The sequence below is a fragment of the Enterobacteriaceae bacterium Kacie_13 genome (assembly GCA_013457415.1).
Lineage (GTDB): Bacteria > Pseudomonadota > Gammaproteobacteria > Enterobacterales > Enterobacteriaceae > Rahnella.
Genome location: CP045665.1, coordinates 3,869,166 through 3,887,156, shown reverse-complemented (window position 1 = coordinate 3,887,156; position 17,991 = coordinate 3,869,166). Strand labels below are relative to the sequence as shown.

General features: G+C 52.8%; 16 protein-coding genes. 3 read left to right on the top strand and 13 right to left on the bottom strand.

Annotated features, from left to right (window positions below; genetic code table 11):
- Window positions 1–55 precede the first annotated feature (55 nt).
- The 6 genes from proX (GE278_17725) to GE278_17700 all read right to left on the bottom strand — a co-directional run bounded on the left by proX (GE278_17725) (window position 56) and on the right by GE278_17700 (window position 7,528).
- Window positions 56–1,051: a glycine betaine/L-proline ABC transporter substrate-binding protein ProX gene (gene proX, locus GE278_17725; protein ID QLK62497.1), complete on the bottom strand. Its 996-nt coding sequence runs from the start codon at window positions 1,049–1,051 to the stop codon at window positions 56–58.
- A gap of 24 nt (window positions 1,052–1,075) precedes the next feature.
- Window positions 1,076–2,074 carry a glycine betaine/L-proline ABC transporter substrate-binding protein ProX gene (gene proX / locus GE278_17720; GenBank protein ID QLK62496.1) on the bottom strand — a complete coding sequence of 333 codons (999 nt, stop codon included), beginning with the start codon at window positions 2,072–2,074 and terminating at the stop codon, window positions 1,076–1,078.
- A gap of 107 nt (window positions 2,075–2,181) precedes the next feature.
- Window positions 2,182–3,372, bottom strand: coding sequence for a glycine betaine/L-proline ABC transporter permease ProW (gene proW, locus GE278_17715; GenBank protein ID QLK62495.1), 1,191 nt, complete (start codon window positions 3,370–3,372; stop codon window positions 2,182–2,184).
- On the bottom strand, window positions 3,369–4,565 hold the full coding sequence (gene proV / locus GE278_17710) for a glycine betaine/L-proline ABC transporter ATP-binding protein ProV (GenBank protein ID QLK62494.1): 1,197 nt from the start codon (window positions 4,563–4,565) through the stop codon (window positions 3,369–3,371). The genes proW and proV overlap by 4 nt, the downstream gene beginning before the upstream one ends.
- A 589-nt stretch (window positions 4,566–5,154) precedes the next feature.
- Window positions 5,155–5,868: a response regulator gene (locus GE278_17705; GenBank protein ID QLK62493.1), complete on the bottom strand. Its 714-nt coding sequence runs from the start codon at window positions 5,866–5,868 to the stop codon at window positions 5,155–5,157.
- Entirely contained in the window at window positions 5,861–7,528 is a 1,668-nt protein-coding gene (locus GE278_17700; protein ID QLK62492.1) for a GHKL domain-containing protein, read from the bottom strand. Before GE278_17700 ends, GE278_17705 begins: the two co-directional genes overlap by 8 nt.
- A 319-nt stretch (window positions 7,529–7,847) precedes the next feature.
- On the opposite strand from GE278_17700, the gene GE278_17695 reads away from it, so the two are divergent.
- Both GE278_17695 and GE278_17690 read left to right on the top strand, forming a co-directional pair.
- Window positions 7,848–9,203, top strand: coding sequence for a malate permease (locus GE278_17695; GenBank protein QLK62491.1), 1,356 nt, complete (start codon window positions 7,848–7,850; stop codon window positions 9,201–9,203).
- Between the two features lie 193 nt (window positions 9,204–9,396).
- Window positions 9,397–9,957 (top strand): glycoside hydrolase, encoded by a 561-nt coding sequence (locus GE278_17690; protein QLK62490.1) that lies wholly within the window; start codon window positions 9,397–9,399, stop codon window positions 9,955–9,957.
- A 61-nt stretch (window positions 9,958–10,018) separates the two neighbouring features.
- Here the strand turns inward: GE278_17690 and mgrA are convergent, their stop codons facing one another.
- The 6 genes from mgrA to GE278_17660 all read right to left on the bottom strand — a co-directional run bounded on the left by mgrA (window position 10,019) and on the right by GE278_17660 (window position 15,744).
- Window positions 10,019–11,059 (bottom strand): L-glyceraldehyde 3-phosphate reductase, encoded by a 1,041-nt coding sequence (gene mgrA, locus GE278_17685; protein ID QLK62489.1) that lies wholly within the window; start codon window positions 11,057–11,059, stop codon window positions 10,019–10,021.
- Between the two features lie 193 nt (window positions 11,060–11,252).
- Window positions 11,253–12,236, bottom strand: coding sequence for a class 1b ribonucleoside-diphosphate reductase subunit beta (gene nrdF, locus GE278_17680; protein QLK62488.1), 984 nt, complete (start codon window positions 12,234–12,236; stop codon window positions 11,253–11,255).
- A gap of 9 nt (window positions 12,237–12,245) precedes the next feature.
- Window positions 12,246–14,408: a class 1b ribonucleoside-diphosphate reductase subunit alpha gene (nrdE, locus tag GE278_17675; protein QLK62487.1), complete on the bottom strand. Its 2,163-nt coding sequence runs from the start codon at window positions 14,406–14,408 to the stop codon at window positions 12,246–12,248.
- Complete coding sequence (gene nrdI / locus GE278_17670; protein QLK62486.1) at window positions 14,390–14,794, bottom strand: class Ib ribonucleoside-diphosphate reductase assembly flavoprotein NrdI; 405 nt, start codon at window positions 14,792–14,794, stop codon at window positions 14,390–14,392. Before nrdI ends, nrdE begins: the two co-directional genes overlap by 19 nt.
- Window positions 14,795–14,804: 10 nt before the next feature.
- Window positions 14,805–15,044: a glutaredoxin-like protein NrdH gene (nrdH, locus tag GE278_17665; GenBank protein QLK62485.1), complete on the bottom strand. Its 240-nt coding sequence runs from the start codon at window positions 15,042–15,044 to the stop codon at window positions 14,805–14,807.
- A 268-nt stretch (window positions 15,045–15,312) separates the two neighbouring features.
- On the bottom strand, window positions 15,313–15,744 hold the full coding sequence (locus tag GE278_17660; protein QLK62484.1) for a carboxymuconolactone decarboxylase family protein: 432 nt from the start codon (window positions 15,742–15,744) through the stop codon (window positions 15,313–15,315).
- A 111-nt stretch (window positions 15,745–15,855) separates the two neighbouring features.
- Between GE278_17660 and GE278_17655 the strand changes: the two genes are divergently transcribed.
- Window positions 15,856–17,310: an aminotransferase class I/II-fold pyridoxal phosphate-dependent enzyme gene (locus GE278_17655; protein ID QLK63331.1), complete on the top strand. Its 1,455-nt coding sequence runs from the start codon at window positions 15,856–15,858 to the stop codon at window positions 17,308–17,310.
- A gap of 117 nt (window positions 17,311–17,427) precedes the next feature.
- On the opposite strand, the gene GE278_17650 is transcribed toward GE278_17655, so the two are convergent.
- Window positions 17,428–17,736 carry a DUF883 family protein gene (locus GE278_17650; protein QLK62483.1) on the bottom strand — a complete coding sequence of 103 codons (309 nt, stop codon included), beginning with the start codon at window positions 17,734–17,736 and terminating at the stop codon, window positions 17,428–17,430.
- Window positions 17,737–17,991 lie beyond the last annotated feature (255 nt).

Genomic DNA, 17,991 nt, shown 5'->3' with positions numbered 1-17,991 from the left:
AAAACGGGCGGAGATTTCTCCCCGCCCGCTGGTCTGACTGTGTTCTGCTACCGGCTTACTTCGCCGCGGCAGCCGCTTCTTTTACCCAGCCATCAAATTCTTCCTGATGGGCTTTGATCCAGCCGTCGGTCTGTGCAGAGATATCAGCATCTGAGTTTTTACCCGCGTGCATTGCGGCGTTCTGCGCATTGATGTCTTTCAGTGGCAGTTTCATGATGGCAAACAGTTTTGCCGCCGCTGGATTTTTCTCAGCCCAGGCCTTGTTAGCGACGATATGCATCGTGCTCACCGGGAAACCGTAGTTTTTGCCGTTCGGTAGTTTAGTGTCAGCGTTTTTATCACCCGGCACCACGGAGAAGGGTACCTGCATCCACAACACGTCTTTGCCTGGGATCAGCACGTTGCTCACCCAATACGGTGTCCAGGTGTAATAGAAGATAGGTTTACCTTCTTTATAGCGCGTGATGGTGTCAGCGATCATCGCAGAGTAGTTACCCTGATTGTGCGTCACGGTCGGTTCCAGACCATAGGCTTTCAGCTGTTCATTCAGCGCCGCTTCGCAGCCCCAGCCCGGCGTACAACCGGTTAAATCGGCTTTGCCGTCGCCGTTGGTATCAAACAGTTTGGCCAGCTTCGGGTCTTTCAGCTGTTCGATATTGGTGATGTGATATTTCTCAGCGGTTTTCTTATCGATAAGCCAGCCTTGCGCTGCGCCGGTCACATAAGTGCCTTCGCGATAAAAGACTTTGTCGCCACCGGCGGCTTTGTACATTTCATCATGCAGCGGCGACCAGTTGACGGCAGTAAACTGCGCATCCCCTGCGGCAAGGGTGGTGTAGCCGACGTTGTAATCGACTTCGCGCGTAGGCTGAACGTCGTAGCCCAGTTTTTCCAGCGCCTTACTCACCAGTTCAGTCTGAAAAGACTCTTCACTGATCGTGCTCTGAACCGGTGTGACGCTGACGCCTTTGCCCGGTAAATCGGCGGCGAAGGTTGCAGTTGTTGCAAATGTTGTGAGAGCGGCGACCGCCCAGATTCCTGTCTTCTTCATAAAATCCTCGAATTTCGTTATTGATTATTTTGCGGCGGCGGCGGCTTCTTTAATCCAGCCGTCGAAGGTGGCCTGATGCGCTTTGATCCAGCCATCAACATGCTGCTGAATGTCTGCTGAAGAGGATTCCCCTTCGTGCATCCGCAGGTTTTGCGCGTTCACATCGGCCAGTGGCAGTTGCATGATGGCGAACAGTTTCGCGGCCGCCGGGTTTTTCTCAGCCCAGGCCTTGTTGGCGACGATATGTTCATTGTTTACCGGGAAACCGTAGTTTTTGCCGTTCGGCAGGGTGGTATCCATGTCCTTCTGCGAGCCCGGATTGGCCGAGAACGGCACAGTCAGCCAGACCACATCTTTGCCCGGCTTCATTTCGTTGCTGACCCAGTATGGCGTCCAGGTGAAATACAGCACGGGTTTACCGGATTTATAGCGGGTCAGTGTATCGGCGATGATAGCCGAGTAGTTGCCTTCGTTCTGGGTGACGGTATCGGTCAGTCCGTAGGCTTTGATTTGGGTATTCACTACCGCGCCGCAGACCCAGCCAGGATTACACCCGGCCATATCGGCTTTGCCGTCACCGTCTGCATCGAATAATTTGGCCAGTTTCGGATCTTTGAGCTGCGATAAATCGTGAATGTTGTATTTGTCGGCGGTTTTCTTGTCGATCAGATAACCCTGCGCTGCGCCTTTGATGTAGGTGCCCTGACGGTAGAACTTCTGGTCGCCACCGGCGGCGTTGTACATGTCTGTTTGCAGAGGTTCCCAGTTCACGGCCATGTAAGTGGAATCACCGCTGGCAATCGCGGTATACGCGACGTTGTAATCCACTTCGCCGGTTTGCTGGACGTCATAACCGAGTTTTTCCAGCGCGCGGTTAACCAGTTCGGTCTGGAAGGTTTCTTCCGCAATGGTGCTTTGGAGCGGTTTGACGACCACGCCTTTGCCAGGTAAATCGGCGGCGAAACCAGCCGGAGCGGCAATCGATAATGCGAGGATGAGTGTTTTGAGCTGTGTTGTGCGCATGGTGAACCCTTATTCTTGCTGGTGAATACGTAAGAGTGGACTGCGTTGTTTTATGTAGATATTTGATAACCCGGCGGCGAACCGCCGGGAGACGTGCAGAGTGTGAATCAGGCTTTCTTCGCGAAAGGTTTCATCACCAGACCGACAGGACCACGAGTGAACCAGCGGTGACCACCTTTACTGCGGCTGTCGCGACCCATGGACTGCGTCAGGCGGTCGAGGATAATGGCGAGGATAACGATACCTGCACCACCGACCGAGGCCAGACCCATATCGAGACGGCCAATACCGCGCAGCACCATCTGACCCAGACCACCGACGGCAATCATCGAGGCGATAACCACCATCGACAATGCCAGCATCAGCGTCTGGTTAATACCGGCCATGATGGTCGGCATCGCCAGCGGCAACTGTACTTTGAACAGCAACTGGCGCGGGCTGGAACCGAAGGACTTCGCTGCCTCTATCAGATCTTCCGGCACCTGATTGATACCCAGAATGGTCAGACGCACGACCGGCGGCAGGGCGAAGATTATCGTCACCACGACGCCGGGCACGTTACCGATACCAAACAGCATAACGATTGGCACCAGATAGACGAACGCAGGCGTGGTCTGCATGGCATCAAGCAGCGGTCTGATAATTTTCGCCGCTCTCTGACTGCGCGCCAGCCAGATACCCAGCGGCAAACCTATCAGAATACAGAAGAACAGTGACGTCAGAACCAGCGCCAGCGTGACCATTGCCTGCGACCATGCGCCTATAGCGCCGATCAGTACCAAAGAAACCAGCGTGGCGGCCCCCATGCCTAACCCAGCCATCTGCCAGGCGATCAATGCGAACACTAAGATCGCAATAGGCGCGGGCAGCGTTTCGAGACCGTGCTGAAAACCGCTCAGGACGAAATCGACGGGCACACGGATCCCCTGGAATACCGGACGGAAGTTGCCGACCAGCCAGTCGATCCCCTCAGTCACCCAACGATCGAGCGGAATAAGCGTGCTGTGGAACGGATCGAGAATATTAAAATGCTGATGCTGCTCAGGCGCGACGCTCAGCCAGTCGTTGGTCTGTGCGGCGGCATGATGTGAGACATCGGGCGCGCTGGAAGCAGCATCACTGCTGCCACCCCAGGGATCGCTGCTGCCATCGGCAGGCGCAGAAGCGGCGGCATCAGCCTGCGGTGCGACACCGCCGCTGGCGTTATCAGCACTCCACGGATCGATTGACGGATCCAACGCCTCAGCCTGAGCGGCCTGAGCGTGCTGAACGATAGTGCTATTTATTGAGTTGCTCATTCGTTACCCCCTTCTTTGTCCAGAGCCTGAAGCAGCATGGCTTTGGAAATAATGCCGATATAGTTATTGTCCTCATTGACGACCGGCACGGCGCAAGGCGCTGCGGCGACATGAGAAATCAGTTCGCTGAGTGGCATATCTGCCAGCACCGGCGCCGGGGATTCCAGCAGGGCACTTTCCAGCGGCTGATTGGCTTTCAGCGCGGTTTTCAGCGATTCGATCGACACGACGCCGATGAATTTCTGTCCACGTTCCAGCACATAACCATATTCGCGGTCCTCATCTTCCAGCAGCTTGAGCGCTGCACGGGGACCAAAACCGGGGGTTTTACGAATGAGTGCACCACGACGGCGGGCGATATCTTTGGCGCTGAAGACCTGACTGATGTCCACGCCACGAAAGAAGGTGCGCACATAGTCGTTGGCCGGATTATTCAGAATGTCTTCCGGCGTGCCGACCTGTACCACTTCGCCGCCCTGCATAATGGCGATGCGATCGCCAATGCGCATGGCTTCATCTAAGTCATGGGAAATAAATACGATGGTGCGCTGATGCTGCGCCTGTAGCTTAACCAGCTCATCCTGCATTTCGGTACGGATTAACGGGTCAAGCGCCGAGAAAGCTTCATCCATCAGCAGAATATCAGGGTTATTGGCCATCGCACGGGCTAAGCCCACACGCTGACGCATACCGCCTGATAATTCATCGGGATAAGAGTTGGCATAGTTTTCCAGCCCGACCTGACGCAGCGCATCAAGGGCTTTGGCATTGCGCTCTTCTAGTGGCACACCGGCCAGCTCCATACCAAACGCGGTGTTATTCAACACGGTCAGGTGTGGCATCAGCGCAAAGGACTGAAATACCATACTGATTTTGCTTCGGCGCACCTGGCGCAGTTTTGCTTCTGAGATTTTGGCGATGTCTTCGCCGTCAATCAGCACTTCGCCGCGGGTGGGCTCTATCAGACGATTGAGAAGGCGTACCATGGTGGACTTACCGGAACCGGATAACCCCATGATGACGAAGATCTCGCCTTCTTCAATGGCCAGACTGGCATCTTTAACGCCAAGTGACAGACCGGTTTTCTCAAAAATTTCTTCTTTACCCTTTCCTGCGTCGATCATCTTGAAAGCGCGATCCGGGTTCTCGCCAAATACCTTATAAAGATTCTTTACTTCGATTTTAATTGCCATGCAATGTGCATTCCTTGGATATAAATAGCCGTATCGGCTCGATGTCTAGTTTTTCTGTTGGACCGTATAGGATCTTACCTGTAGCGAAATAGTGAACGCGTTATACCCTACCACATCGAAATTCTGAGACAAGTCTCAATGTTTCTGAAGAATATTCATGGTTAGGATTCTGGTGGTGTATTTGTCTGAGTTACGCCTTGCTAATTATCAGGCTTTTGTGTTGACATTTAATGACAAATTTATGCGGGTTAAGATTTTTGTGTTTATACTAATTATTCCGCTCTTTATTGCCAAGGAAAATATAAGTAATTTACTGATATATAAGAATTTAATGGCTTTTGTTTTTGTGGGGATTTAGGCGTGAATAATTCACTGATGACGGCGATTTAAATGCGGATTTACAGCGTAGATTTCGTCACTGTAAATAGTGATTTCAGCCAGAGACGAAAGGTGTGAATTTGCCGGTTGTCTGAAAGGTGTCTGCTGAAGTAAATATTTTGGTCTGACGGCCTGAAATGCGGTGAACTGGCCGGTGATGACACCGGCGGAGCGCGGAGAATTCAAATGGGTAAATGGCCGAAATTGAGCATCAGGAGGTGGTTTTTTTTGTGTCGGATATTTTGCGATAAAGACGCCTCGGATGGCCGATATTTCCGTACTGCATTTCGACGCCGATAAAGCCCATTTCCACGCAATATTCCAGATAGCGACGCCCGGTCGTTTTACTGATCCCGACTTCTTCCACCACCTGTTCAACCGACCAGCTGACGTCCGGTTTAGCGTTGAACACGCGCTGCACCAGTTCCAGAGTATTCGGCTCAATCCCTTTAGCGGAAGGGGCGGGCGACGTGTCGCTGGCGGGCAAATTATATAACCTGTCCAGCGCACGCTGATCGACCACTTTCACATGGCGCAGCGTTTCCACCAGTTGCATAAAACGCTCGAGTGAGCTGCGCAGGCGATGGAACGACACCGGTTTGATGATGTAATCGAATGCGCCGCTGCGCATCGCCTGACTACAGGTTTGCATATCGCTGGCGGCGGTAATAAAAATCACCGAGCAGTCGAAGCCTTTCAGCAGCGGACTGTCTATCAGATCCACGCCCTGACCGTCCGGCAAATAGTTGTCCAGCAGGATGAGCCGGGGCTGATGCAAACGGAGTAACGAACGTGCCTGTTCCAGCGTGGCGGCCAGACCGACTACGCGCAGATTGAAATTTTGTTCGATAAAATCGCGGTGCAGACCGGCAAGGTGCGGCTCATCTTCCACGATCACCACATCGAGTGCGCTGAGGTTATTCATTTTTCTTTCCTGTTAAAGCATCCGCCGGATACGGGATAAACACCGAAAATATTGTACCTTGCGGCGTGTTGTCTGAGATTTCAATGCTGCCACCTGCCTGACGGACATAACTCGCCACCAGATACAGGCCGATACCGTGCTCAGCGCCCGTCATATCATCGCCGCTCTGCGGCTTGCTGGTGACGCCCTGCTCAAACAGGTGCGGCTTCAGCGCATCATCCACGCCGCCGCCGCGATCGGCCACCTCAATCAGCAGCTCGTGATTTCTGTCAGAAATATACAGCTCCACCGGTGCCGGTGCGGTCTCCGCTTTGAGTGTGGCGTCCACGGCGTTATCCAGCAAATTGCCAATAACGGACATCAGCTCGGTTTCGCTGATAGCGGATGGGATGCGCAATAACTGACAGGCTGGATCGAATGCCAGTTCGACGCCTTTCTCGCGCGCGCTGACGAATTTCCCCAACAGCAGCCCGCACAGCGCCGGTGAAGTAAAGCGCGCTGACACGAAATCCAGCACTGCCTGTGCGCCTTCAGACTGTGCCTGAATGTAGCGCATCGCATCGTCATAGCGCTGCATTTGCAGCAAACCGGCCAGCGTTGCGGTCCAGTTCAGCTGTTCATGACGCATAATGCGCAGACTGTCGGCATAGCGTTTCACCTGACTCAGCTGGCTGCTGAGCGTATTAATGTCGTTTTTATCGCGAAAGCTGAATACCCAGCCGCTTTCCTTGCCAGGCTCCAGCTCGATAGGCACGCGGTTGACGATCACCTGCCGCTGATTGAGGACGGTTATCTGATCGTGGCGGCTGTTGTTGTTGGCAGGGGACGCGTTTTGAACGCCGCTTTCGGTAAAGAACGTTGGCGGTGTCTCCAGCACGTCAGACAGCGGTTTGCCGAGCAGTTCATTTTCAGGCTGGCGAATATCCAGCAATTCACGCGCCGCGCGGTTAATCAAAATGAGCTGCTTCTGGCCGTTGATGGCAAATACACCTTCATACATCGCTTCCAGCAGCGCTTTTTGTTGGCGCACCAGCAGCGCAATATCTTTCGGCTCCAGCCAGAACATCTGTTTTTTTACATTGCGGCTAAAGATCCACGAGAAAATAAACAGCAGGATTAAAAGCAGCATACCGTATAAGCCTGCCTGTGCCAGACGGCGACCATTAATATTGTCGATGTAAGAAGTGAGATAACCGACCGAAACAATACCGATCACCTGATGGCTGGCATTAAAAATCGGTGCTTTACTGCGTAATGAAACGCCGATACCGCCCTGACGCACCGAAATAATGGTTTTCCCTGCAAGGACTTCTGCGTTATCGCCGCCTATCATCGGCAGATCAATTCTTTCCGGCGATTCGGAATGATAAAGATGCCGCTCTCGGACGTCGCCAATCACAATATAACTGGCATCGCTTTGATCGCGCAGCGGCTGGATCAGGCGCGCAATTCCCGCAACGTCACGGTCAGCGACTTTTTGCGCCAGCCCCGGCATCAGCGCTATTTCACTGGCCTGAACCCGCGCTCTCTGGCCGAGATCGTGATGGAGTTGCCGGTCGATAATGTGAAACAAAATGGCGCCCAGCAGCGCTAACAGCAGGCAGGAAAATAACACCAGAGATAAAAAGAGTTTTACCTGAAAAGGCAATCTGCGTTTCATACGACCTGCCATGGAACCATCAAAAGACACATATCGAATAAGCGTATCACGGCGTAATCGGCATCGTAATCCGGCAGAGGCAGAGTTGTGAACAGGAAATTAAAAACTCGTTTATTTCACGTAGTGATTACAGGGTTAATAAGGTTTTTTACTACTAATCTGGTAATCCTTATAAAGGAAGTCGCATTAACACCATAAAAACCATAACAACCTTAATCCCTGCGACTTTAATTTGAACAAACTCACATCCGCCGGATAGCTCTGTTTCTTATGCTGACTCTCTCAATAAGAAAAGTATCGATAAGAAAAGGGCGATGTCATGAGCACAACCGACGATTCCTACATTGTTGTTGAAGACAGCAAAAAAACCGGACTCTCCGCCAGACAAAAATGGTGGCACATCCTGGATAACTACAAGATAGGGATAATTCCGCTGCCTTTCTTTTTACTGGCGGGCGTGCTGATCCTGCTCGATTGCCTGAACGGTAAACTGCCCAGCGACATCGTGGTGATGGTCGCGACGCTGGCCTTCTTTGGTTTTGCCTGCGGTGAATTCGGCAAGCGGCTGCCGGTGGTGGGTAAACTGGGTGCGGCGGCGATTTGCGCCACCTTCATCCCTTCGGCGATGGTGCATTACGGCCTCCTTCCTGACGTGGTGGTGGATTCCACGGTGAAATTCTACAAATCCACCAACATTCTTTATCTCTACATCTGCTGCATTATTGTCGGCAGCATCATGAGTATGAACCGTCAGGTGCTGATCCAGGGCTTTATGCGTATCTTCGTGCCGATGCTGTGCGGTGAAATTGTGGGAATGATCGCCGGGATGGCGGTCGGTACGGCGCTGGGTTTACCGCCGGTGCAAACCTTCTTCTTCCTGATCCTGCCGATCATGGCCGGTGGCGTGGGCGAAGGCGCGATCCCTTTATCGATGGGATACGCGACTATCTTACACATGGAGCAGGGCGTGGCGTTAGGTCGTATTCTGCCGATCGTGATGCTCGGCAGTCTGACCGCGATCGTACTGGCGGGTGTACTTAATCAGATCGGTAAACGTTATCCGCATCTGACCGGCGAAGGCCAGCTGATGCCGGCCAAAAAGGGTCATCTGGGCAGCGGCACCGACGAATTCAAAGGAAATCCCGGCGTTAATGCGCTGGCCTGCGGGGCGCTGCTGGCGATCCTGTTGTATATGGTGGGGATGCTCGGCCAGAAATGGGTAGGCCTGCCTGCGCCCGTCGGCATGTTATTTGCGGCAGTGGTGGTGAAACTGGCGAACGGCATTTCCCCGACTATTCAGCACGGCTCGATGGCGGTGTATAAATTCTTCCGCACGGCGGTCACTTATCCGGTTCTGTTCGCGGTGGGCGTGGCGATTACGCCGTGGCAGGAGCTGATCGACGCCTTTACTGTGCAAAACCTGCTGGTGATTGTCACCACAGTGCTGGCGCTGGTTGCCACCGGTTTTTACGTCGGCAAGAAAATTGGTATGCACCCGATTGATGTGGCGATCGTCTCCTGCTGCCAGAGCGGGCAGGGCGGCACCGGCGATGTGGCGATCCTCACCTCCGGAAACCGTATGACCCTGATGCCGTTCGCGCAAATTGCTACCCGCATCGGCGGTGCGATCAACGTTTCCGTCGGGCTTTTCGTGCTGGCGAAGTTCTTCTCCTGATGCCTTCCTCAATCCCTTCTTCGGAAGGGATTGGTTTGCCAATAAAAAATAGGGATTGTCCATTATTGGACCCGTTTGGATGTGGCGATTTTTTATACTGAGGTTATTATTTGCGCACTCAACGACGAGTCACCCGCCCCGTTTGCTGGTTCCCAGGTAAGGAAGAGTTATATTTCAAGAAAAGAAATTCCGCATGTTTCAATTTAAAACTTTCACATCTGCATTATTAACATCGTCTTTTTTATTATTCAGTACGCATTCCTTTGCGTTTGATTTACCAAAGGAGTTCTCGGAAATTGGCAAATATCATTTTACTCAAACAGAATTGCCTGATGTAAAAGCTTCCCCGGTCTACGAAGGCAATACGGGTAAGTCAAAAACCATCAAAGCAGCCTTACTTTCTCAGTATTCCAACTGGAAAGGCACCCAATATCACTGGGGCGGCACGACACACAGCGGTGTGGATTGTTCAGCGTTGATGCAACATATTTTCAATGATTCCCTGCACAAAGAATTGCCACGCACTACATTTGAACAAATTAAAAATGGCAGAATAGTCAGTAAAAACAATCTCAAACCCGGTGATTTAGTTTTCTTTAAAACCACGCCGGGCGAACGCCACGTCGGGGTGTATATCGGTGATGACCAGTTTATTCACGCGTCCAAAATACAAGGCGTTACAATTTCATCACTGAATAATCAATATTGGGTAGATCACTACGAAACGGCACGACGTTTAGAACTGACGGCCTAGTAGAATTTATTTGCAGAAGAGGCGGATAAAATGTTTATCCGCCTGCTGTTTGATTAACGCTTTATTTATCCGAAGATGCCTGCCACAGATTCAGTTCCCCGTCCGCCACGTGTTTATCGATCGCCGCCAGTTCCTCTGCGCTGAAACGCAGATTGCCCAGCGCCTGCACGTTTTCATCCAGTTGCTCCGGGCGGCTGGCGCCAATCAGCACCGACGTCACGCGGTCGTCTTTCAGCAGCCAGCTCAGCGCCATTTGCGCCATCGACTGGCCGCGTTGTTGCGCCATCTCATTGAGCAACCGCAGGCTGTTCAGGTTAGCTTCAGTGAGCATGTTGGCATTCAGCCCGCGCACTTTATTCCCTTCAACCTGCATCCTTGAACCGTCCGGAATACCGTTGAGGTATTTACCGGTCAGCAGCCCCTGTGCCAGCGGCGTGAAGGCAATACAGCCCGCACCGTTTTGCTCTAACGTATCCAACAGGCCGCTTTTATCTACCCAGCGGTTCAGCAAATTGTAAGACGGTTGGTGGATCAGCAGAGGTACTTTCAGCTCGCGGAGCAGTTCAGCCATTTTCTGCGTGCGCTCCGGCGAGTAAGACGATATCCCGACATACAGCGCCTTGCCACTTTGCACCGCAAAGGCCAGCGCGGCGGCGGTTTCTTCCATCGGCGTATCTTCATCTACGCGGTGCGAATAGAAGATATCGACATAATCGAGCCCCATGCGTTGCAGACTTTGATCAAGGCTCGCCAGAAGATATTTGCGTGAACCCCCTGAGCCGTAAGGACCGGGCCACATGTCATAGCCGGCTTTAGTGGAGATGATCAGCTCATCGCGATACGACGAAAAATCCTGACGCAGCAGCTTGCCGAAATTCTCTTCTGCCGAACCTGGAGGCGGCCCGTAGTTATTCGCCAGATCAAAATGGGTGATGCCTAAATCAAAGGCTTTTTGCAACAGCGCGCGTTGCGATTCCAGCGGGCTGACGTGGCCGAAGCTGTGCCACAGGCCAAGAGAAAGGGCAGGGAGTTTGAGGCCGCTTTGACCGCAGCGGCGAAATTGCATGGTTTCATAGCGGGAGGGTGATGCAGTGTAGGGCATGATGTCTCCTTTTCCTCGTCATACTTCAAGTTGCAGATGCGTTGGCTGCGCTTATTCATCCCGGTCACATAGTCATCTATGCTCCCGGGATTCATTCACTTGCCGCCTGCCTGCAACTCGAATTATTTAAAGGAGGTTGGGTTATTTTTGAAACGCTGTTTTGAGTGTAACCCTTGAAGGAATAACAGCAAAATCAAAAATCCCAGTCCTCATCTTCCGTATTCACCGCTGTGCCAATTACATACGATGACCCCGATCCCGAGAAGAAGTCGTGGTTTTCGTCGGCGTTTGGTGACAAAGCGGAGAGAATAGCCGGATTGACGTCCGCCATGCTGGCCGGGAAGAGGGCTTCGTAGCCGAGATTCATCAACGCTTTGTTGGCGTTGTAGTGCAGGAACTTCTTCACGTCTTCGCTCCAGCCAACGCCGTCGTAGAGCTCCTCGGTGTAGCGGATCTCGTTGTCGTACAGATCCTGCATCAGATCAAATGCCTGCTCTTTAATTTGCCGCTGACGTTCTTCGCTTTCCTGTGCCAGCGCTTTCTGGAATTTATAGCCGATGTAGTATCCATGAACGGCTTCATCACGGATGATCAGACGGATCAGATCGGCGGTGTTGGTCAGTTTCGCGCGGCTCGACCAGTACATCGGCAGATAAAAACCGGAGTAGAACAGGAAGGATTCGAGGAACACGCTGGCGACTTTCTTCATCAGCGGATCTTCGCCGTCGTAGTAAGAAAGAATGATCGCCGCTTTGTTTTGCAGCGCGACGTTTTCCTCACTCCAGCGGTAGGCTTCGTCTACGTCCACGGTGGCGCACAGTGTCGAGAAGATTGAGCTATAAGAGCGCGCATGTACCGCTTCCATAAAGCAGATATTTGAATACACCGCTTCTTCGTGTTGCGTCACCGCATCTTTCATCAGCGTCGGTGCGCCGACGACATTTTGCACGGTGTCGAGCAGCGTCAGGCCGGTAAACACGCGGATGGTCAGCTGTTTTTCCTGTGCATTCAGCGTCGCCCACGACGGAATGTCATTGGAAAGCGGTACCTTTTCCGGCAGCCAGAAGTTGGAGGTCAGACGGTTCCACACTTCCAGATCTTTATCGTCCTGAAGTTTGTTCCAGTTAATGGCTTTGCTGACCGGCTGTGGCACCAGCAGTTGTTTAATTCCACTCATATTTCTTCCTTATAGCGTGCAGGACACGCAGCCCTGCACTTCGGTGCCTGCCAGCGCCATCTGACGCAGACGGATGTAATAAATGGTTTTGATGCCTTTACGCCATGCGTAAATCTGCGCTTTGTTTATGTCGCGCGTGGTGGCGGTATCGCGGAAGAACAGCGTCAGGGACAGCCCCTGATCGACGTGTTGCGTAGCTTCAGCGTAGGTATCAATAATTTTTTCCGGGCCGATTTCGTAGGCATCCTGGTAGTAATCCAGATTGTCGTTGGTCATAAACGCGGCCGGATAATACACGCGGCCAATTTTGCCCTCTTTACGGATTTCCACGCGGGACACAATAGGGTGAATACTCGACGTCGAATTATTGATATACGAAATTGAACCGGTCGGCGGCACCGCCTGCAAGTTCTGGTTATATAACCCGTGCAGCATGACCGAGGCTTTCAGCTCTGCCCAGTCTGTGGTGGTCGGGATTCGGATCCCTGCATCCGCGAACAGCTCACGTACGCGGTCGGTTTTTGGCTGCCATTTCCCGGCCTGAGCGTCATCGACATATTTGTCAAAATAGGTGCCGCTGGCGTATGTCGAATCCGCAAAACCTTTGAAGGATTGCTGGCGCTCGATAGCAATCAGGTTTGAGGCGCGTATCGCGTGGAACGCCACGGCGCAGAAGTAGATATTGGTGAAATCCAGGCCTTCTTCGGAACCGTAATAAATCCGCTCGCGGCAAAGATAGCCGTGCAGGTTCATCTGACCCAGGCCGATGGCGTGCGAATCCTGATTCCCCTGATCGATAGACGGCACCGAGCGAATGTGGCTCATATCAGAGACCGCCGTCAGTGCCCGTACTGCCATTTCCACCGTGTTACCGAAGTCCGGAGAATCCATCGCCGAGGCGATATTCAGTGAACCAAGATTACAGGAAATGTCTTTGCCGACCTGCTGATACGACAAATCTTCACCGTAAATCGTTGGCGAATTCACCTGCAAAATCTCCGAACACAGGTTGCTCATGTTGATGCGACCTTTGATCGGATTGGCGCGGTTAACCGTGTCTTCAAACATCATGTACGGATAACCGGATTCAAACTGAATCTCCGCCAGGATCTGGAAGAACTCGCGGGCATTGATTTTGGTTTTGTGAATGCGCTTGTCATTCACCATCTCGCGGTATTTCTCGGTGATGCTGATTTCAGACATCGGCACGCCGTAGACTTTCTCGACGTGGTACGGCGAGAACAGGTACATGTCTTCGTTATTTTTCGCGAGTTCGAAGGTGATATCCGGGATAACCACGCCGAGAGACAAGGTTTTGATGCGGATCTTCTCGTCGGCGTTTTCACGCTTGGTATCGAGAAAACGCAAAATGTCCGGGTGGTGGGCGTTCAGATAGACCGCGCCCGCGCCCTGACGCGCACCCAGTTGGTTGGCGTAGGAGAACGCATCTTCCAACATCTTCATGATTGGGATCACGCCGGAAGACTGGTTTTCAATGCGCTTAATCGGTGCGCCCACTTCGCGGATGTTGGTCAGCATAAACGCCACGCCGCCGCCGCGTTTGGACAATTGCAGTGCCGAGTTTACCGAACGCCCGATGGATTCCATGTTGTCTTCGATACGCAGCAGGAAGCAGGAGACCAGTTCGCCACGCTGTTTTTTACCGCAGTTGAGGAACGTCGGTGTCGCAGGCTGGAAACGCCCGGAAATGATTTCATCCACGAAATGCCCGGCGAGCTGGATATCGCCGCGCGCCAGCGTCAGCGCCACCATGCACACGCGGTCCTCATAACGCTCAAGGTAGCGTTTGCCGTCGAAAGTTTTCAGCGTGTAGCTGGTGTAATACTTAAATGCGCCCAGAAAGGTCTGGAAGCGGAATTTTTTGGTGTAAGCCTGTTTGAATAACGCCTTAATATCGTCGAAAGCGTACTGGTCTAACACGGCGGCTTCGTAATAACCCTCTTCCACCAGATAGCGTAATTTCTCTGCCAGATTATGGAAAAATACCGTGTTTTGATTCACGTGTTGCAGAAAATACTGACGTGCGGCCAGCCGGTCTTTATCGAACTGGATGCGGCCTTCGGCATCGAACAGATTCAACATGGCGTTGAGCGCGTGATAATCGGGGCTGGAAGTGTCCGTCTCGGTGAGATTCATTTCTGTCGTTGCCAAAATTCAGTAACTCCCTGTGTAACCTTTGCAACGTCTTCCGGCGTACCCAGTAATTCGAAGCGGTACAGGTAAGGTACCTGACACTTCTGGGCGATGATGTCACCGGCAATGCAATACGCTGCGCCGAAGTTGGTATTACCGGCGGCGATAACGCCGCGGATGAGTGAACGGTTATGTTCATCGTTCAGAAAACGGATCACCTGCGTTGGCACCGCGCCCTTGGCTGACCCGCCACCGTAGCTCGGTACCACCAGAATGTACGGTGAAGTGACACGCAATTTTTCAGGCTGACGATCAACCGGGATGCGGATCGCCGGCAATCCGGTTCTGCCGACGAAGCGATGGGTGTTTTCTGAACTGCTGGAGAAATAGACCAACGGATTCATCCGTTAATCCTCAGAACGCGTTCTGGAGCTGGCGCAGTTCGCTGATTTTGTCCGGACGGAAGCCGGACCAGTGATCGTCGCCGGCGACAATCACCGGAACCTGCTGATAACCCATTGCACGAACCTGACCGAGCGCCTGCGCATCCTGAGTTAAATCGATCACTTCATAGGCGATGCCATGTTTATCTAATGCACGGTAAGTCGCATTGCACTGGACACAGTCTGGTTTGCTGTAAATAATAATGCTCATGATTCGTATTTCCATTTGGTAAGAAATCAGAGACAATTTTTGCCTGACCGCTGCGGCGCTGCTTCAGCCGGGGGTCAGGCGCGAGAGTCGGTGCCTTCATGGCGTCCCGATGGTTTGAATACTAGATGTGGTGATAAAATTATTCAACCACACAATATGTAGATATTTCAAAAATGCTTATTGCAAAAACGACAAAGCCCGCAGGATGCGGGCTGGAAGATGAAAACTTTTTTAGATTTAAATAAAGTTCAAAAAGTGAGCGATGCGATTACTGGCGCATACCGACGGCCAGACGGTTGAACGCGTTCATGACCGCAATCGCGAAGGTCAGTTCTGAGATTTCCACATCGCTGAACAGTGATTTCAGCGGTTCAAAGGCGCTGTCCGGTGCGCCAGTCGCCGCGACCAGCGTTATTGATTCCGCCCATGCCAGCGCCGCACGTTCGCGCTCAGAATACGCATGGCTGACTTGCCAGCCCGCCAGCTGATCGAGTTTGGTCTGGGCCACGTCCATTTTGCGCAATGCCTTGGAGTGCATATCCAGACAGTAGGCGCAGCCGTTGATCTGCGAAACGCGCAGGAATACCAGCTCGATAATCACATTATCCAGCGGACCTTTTTCCAGCGCACCGAGTGCTCCGACCATCGGTTCCATCACGGAAGAAGACAGGGTGAAGTAAGGCAGGCGAAGCGTATTCATAGTGATTTCCCGGTTGAAAGTAAGACGCACCACGCGTCTCAATGCCCGCTACTTTACGCGCTACATGGTCTATACTACAGGGCCATAAAATGTCTCTTTAAGCAGGTCATGATGAGCCGCTTCAGCCTTGCCTTTCACCTCGATCAGAAGCTAAACGCACCGCTGTACCGGCAGATTTATCAGCGGGTGAAAGCGGCTATTATGGAGGGCCAGCTCCGGCGCGGTAGCCGTGTTCCCTCCGTGCGAGCGCTGGCCAGCGAACTGGGCGTGGCGCGTGCGACGGTAGAAAATGCCTACGGCCTGCTGATCGCAGAAGGTTTTCTGCAAAGCCGCGGGCAGGCGGGAACGGTAGTCAGCGCACCGGAGAGCTTATCCTCACCGGCACCTTCACCGGTTCGCGTAACCAATGCGCGCAGGCCGATCAACCCGATGTTACCTTCCGTTTCCTCGTTGCCTTTTCAGCTCGGATTACCCGCGCTTGACGCTTTTCCCCGCGCCATCTGGTCGCGCATTGTTTCGCGGCAAATTCGTCAGACCGCCATTAACGATCTTGGTCACCCACCGCTGACCGGCGTTGAGTCGCTGCGCCATTCCATTGCGCGCTACCTGCAACTTTCCCGTGGTTTCACCTGTCGTGCGGAACAGATTTTTATCTGCGCCGGTTACGCGCCAGTACTGGATCTGATCATTGGCAGTCTTTTACAGCCGGGCGACGGTGTATGGCTTGAAGATCCTGGTTATCCGGTGACGCAGGCATTTTTCCGTGCGGCGGGTGCCGTGGCGATGGCGGTGAATGTCGATGACGAAGGAATGAACGTGCCGCAGGCGGTGAAGGAGCATCCGCAGGCGCGTTTTGCGGTAGTCACGCCAGCGCATCAAAGCCCGACTGGCGTAACCATGAGCCTCGCGCGGCGCATGGCATTACTTGACTGGGCGGCCAGACAGCAGGCGTGGATCATCGAAGACGATTACGACAGCGAATTTCGCTATCACGGTCAGCCGCTGCCTTCACTGAAAAGTCTGGACACGCAGGGGCGCGTAATTTACGCCGGAACGTTCAGCAAAGTGATGTTTCCGGCGCTGCGCTGTGGCTACGTCGTGGTGCCGGAAAGTCTGGTGGAAAAAATCGAGGCTTACTGCCCGCTGCGCATCTGCGGCACGCCGCCTTTATTGCAAAGCAGCATCGCAGAATTCATCGAGCAGGGGCATTTTTACCGACACCTGAAACGAATGCGTCAGTTGTACGCTGAACGTCGGGGCTATCTGGAACAGGTATTGACGGCAGTATTTGGGGCAGAGGTCTTGCAGGTGACGGAGCAGGTCGGCGGCATTCAGCTCTGTGCCAGACTCAATGCAAATCTTGATGATGCGACCATCGCCAAAATCGCGCGTGAACAGGGGCTGGCGGTACAGGCATTGTCCGACTGGCAGGTTTTACGCCGCGATCGGGGCGATGCCCTGCGGCCAAATGGTTTGCTGATGGGCTTTCCGAACATCGGCTCACAGGAACAGGCGCATGAGCTGGCGGCACGGCTGGCAGAGGTGGTTTATGCTTCCCAGAAATAGAAAACGGAGCCCGTGGGCTCCGTCGTCTTTTTAGCAATCGCGCTGCAATGAGGGAGCAGCACTGGTGTCTGATGAATCCCGACACAGGAACAGGCACCTTGAATTGCTCTTTCGTGACTAGCGACGCCCCAGCAGGACACCGATCACAATACCGATTGCAGCACCGGCACCAACGCCATACCACGGATTATCTTTCACATAATCATTGGCCTGAGCGGCGGCATCACGAGCGTGCTGACTGATTTTATCGCCGTTAAAACGGGCACGTGTATCACGTAATACGCCCTGAGCTTTGCTGCGAAGTTTGTCCAATTCATCCTTGGATTTACTGCCCGCAGACTGAAGCACTTCATCCAGCGTGTCAGCCAGTAAGGTCACGTCCTGATCAATGCTTTTTTCTACTTTATCTGTTTTCTTGTTAAACATTCGGTCTCTCCTTGTTGAACGATATTTCTCAGCTTTTTACTGATGTTTAAAACTGATACTTAAAGCATAGACCAAAATCCTGTACCGGATGGTTCTGCGAGAACATATGCCTACATATTAAGGGATAAACAGACCATGAAACGGGTGAGAAAAGTCAGGCGTGACACGGCTTTACGTGACGCGGATCAGATTTTTCTGCAAGTGAGTTTGATGTTACAGCCGATAACATTTTTACCCCGTTTAACCGGCAAAACC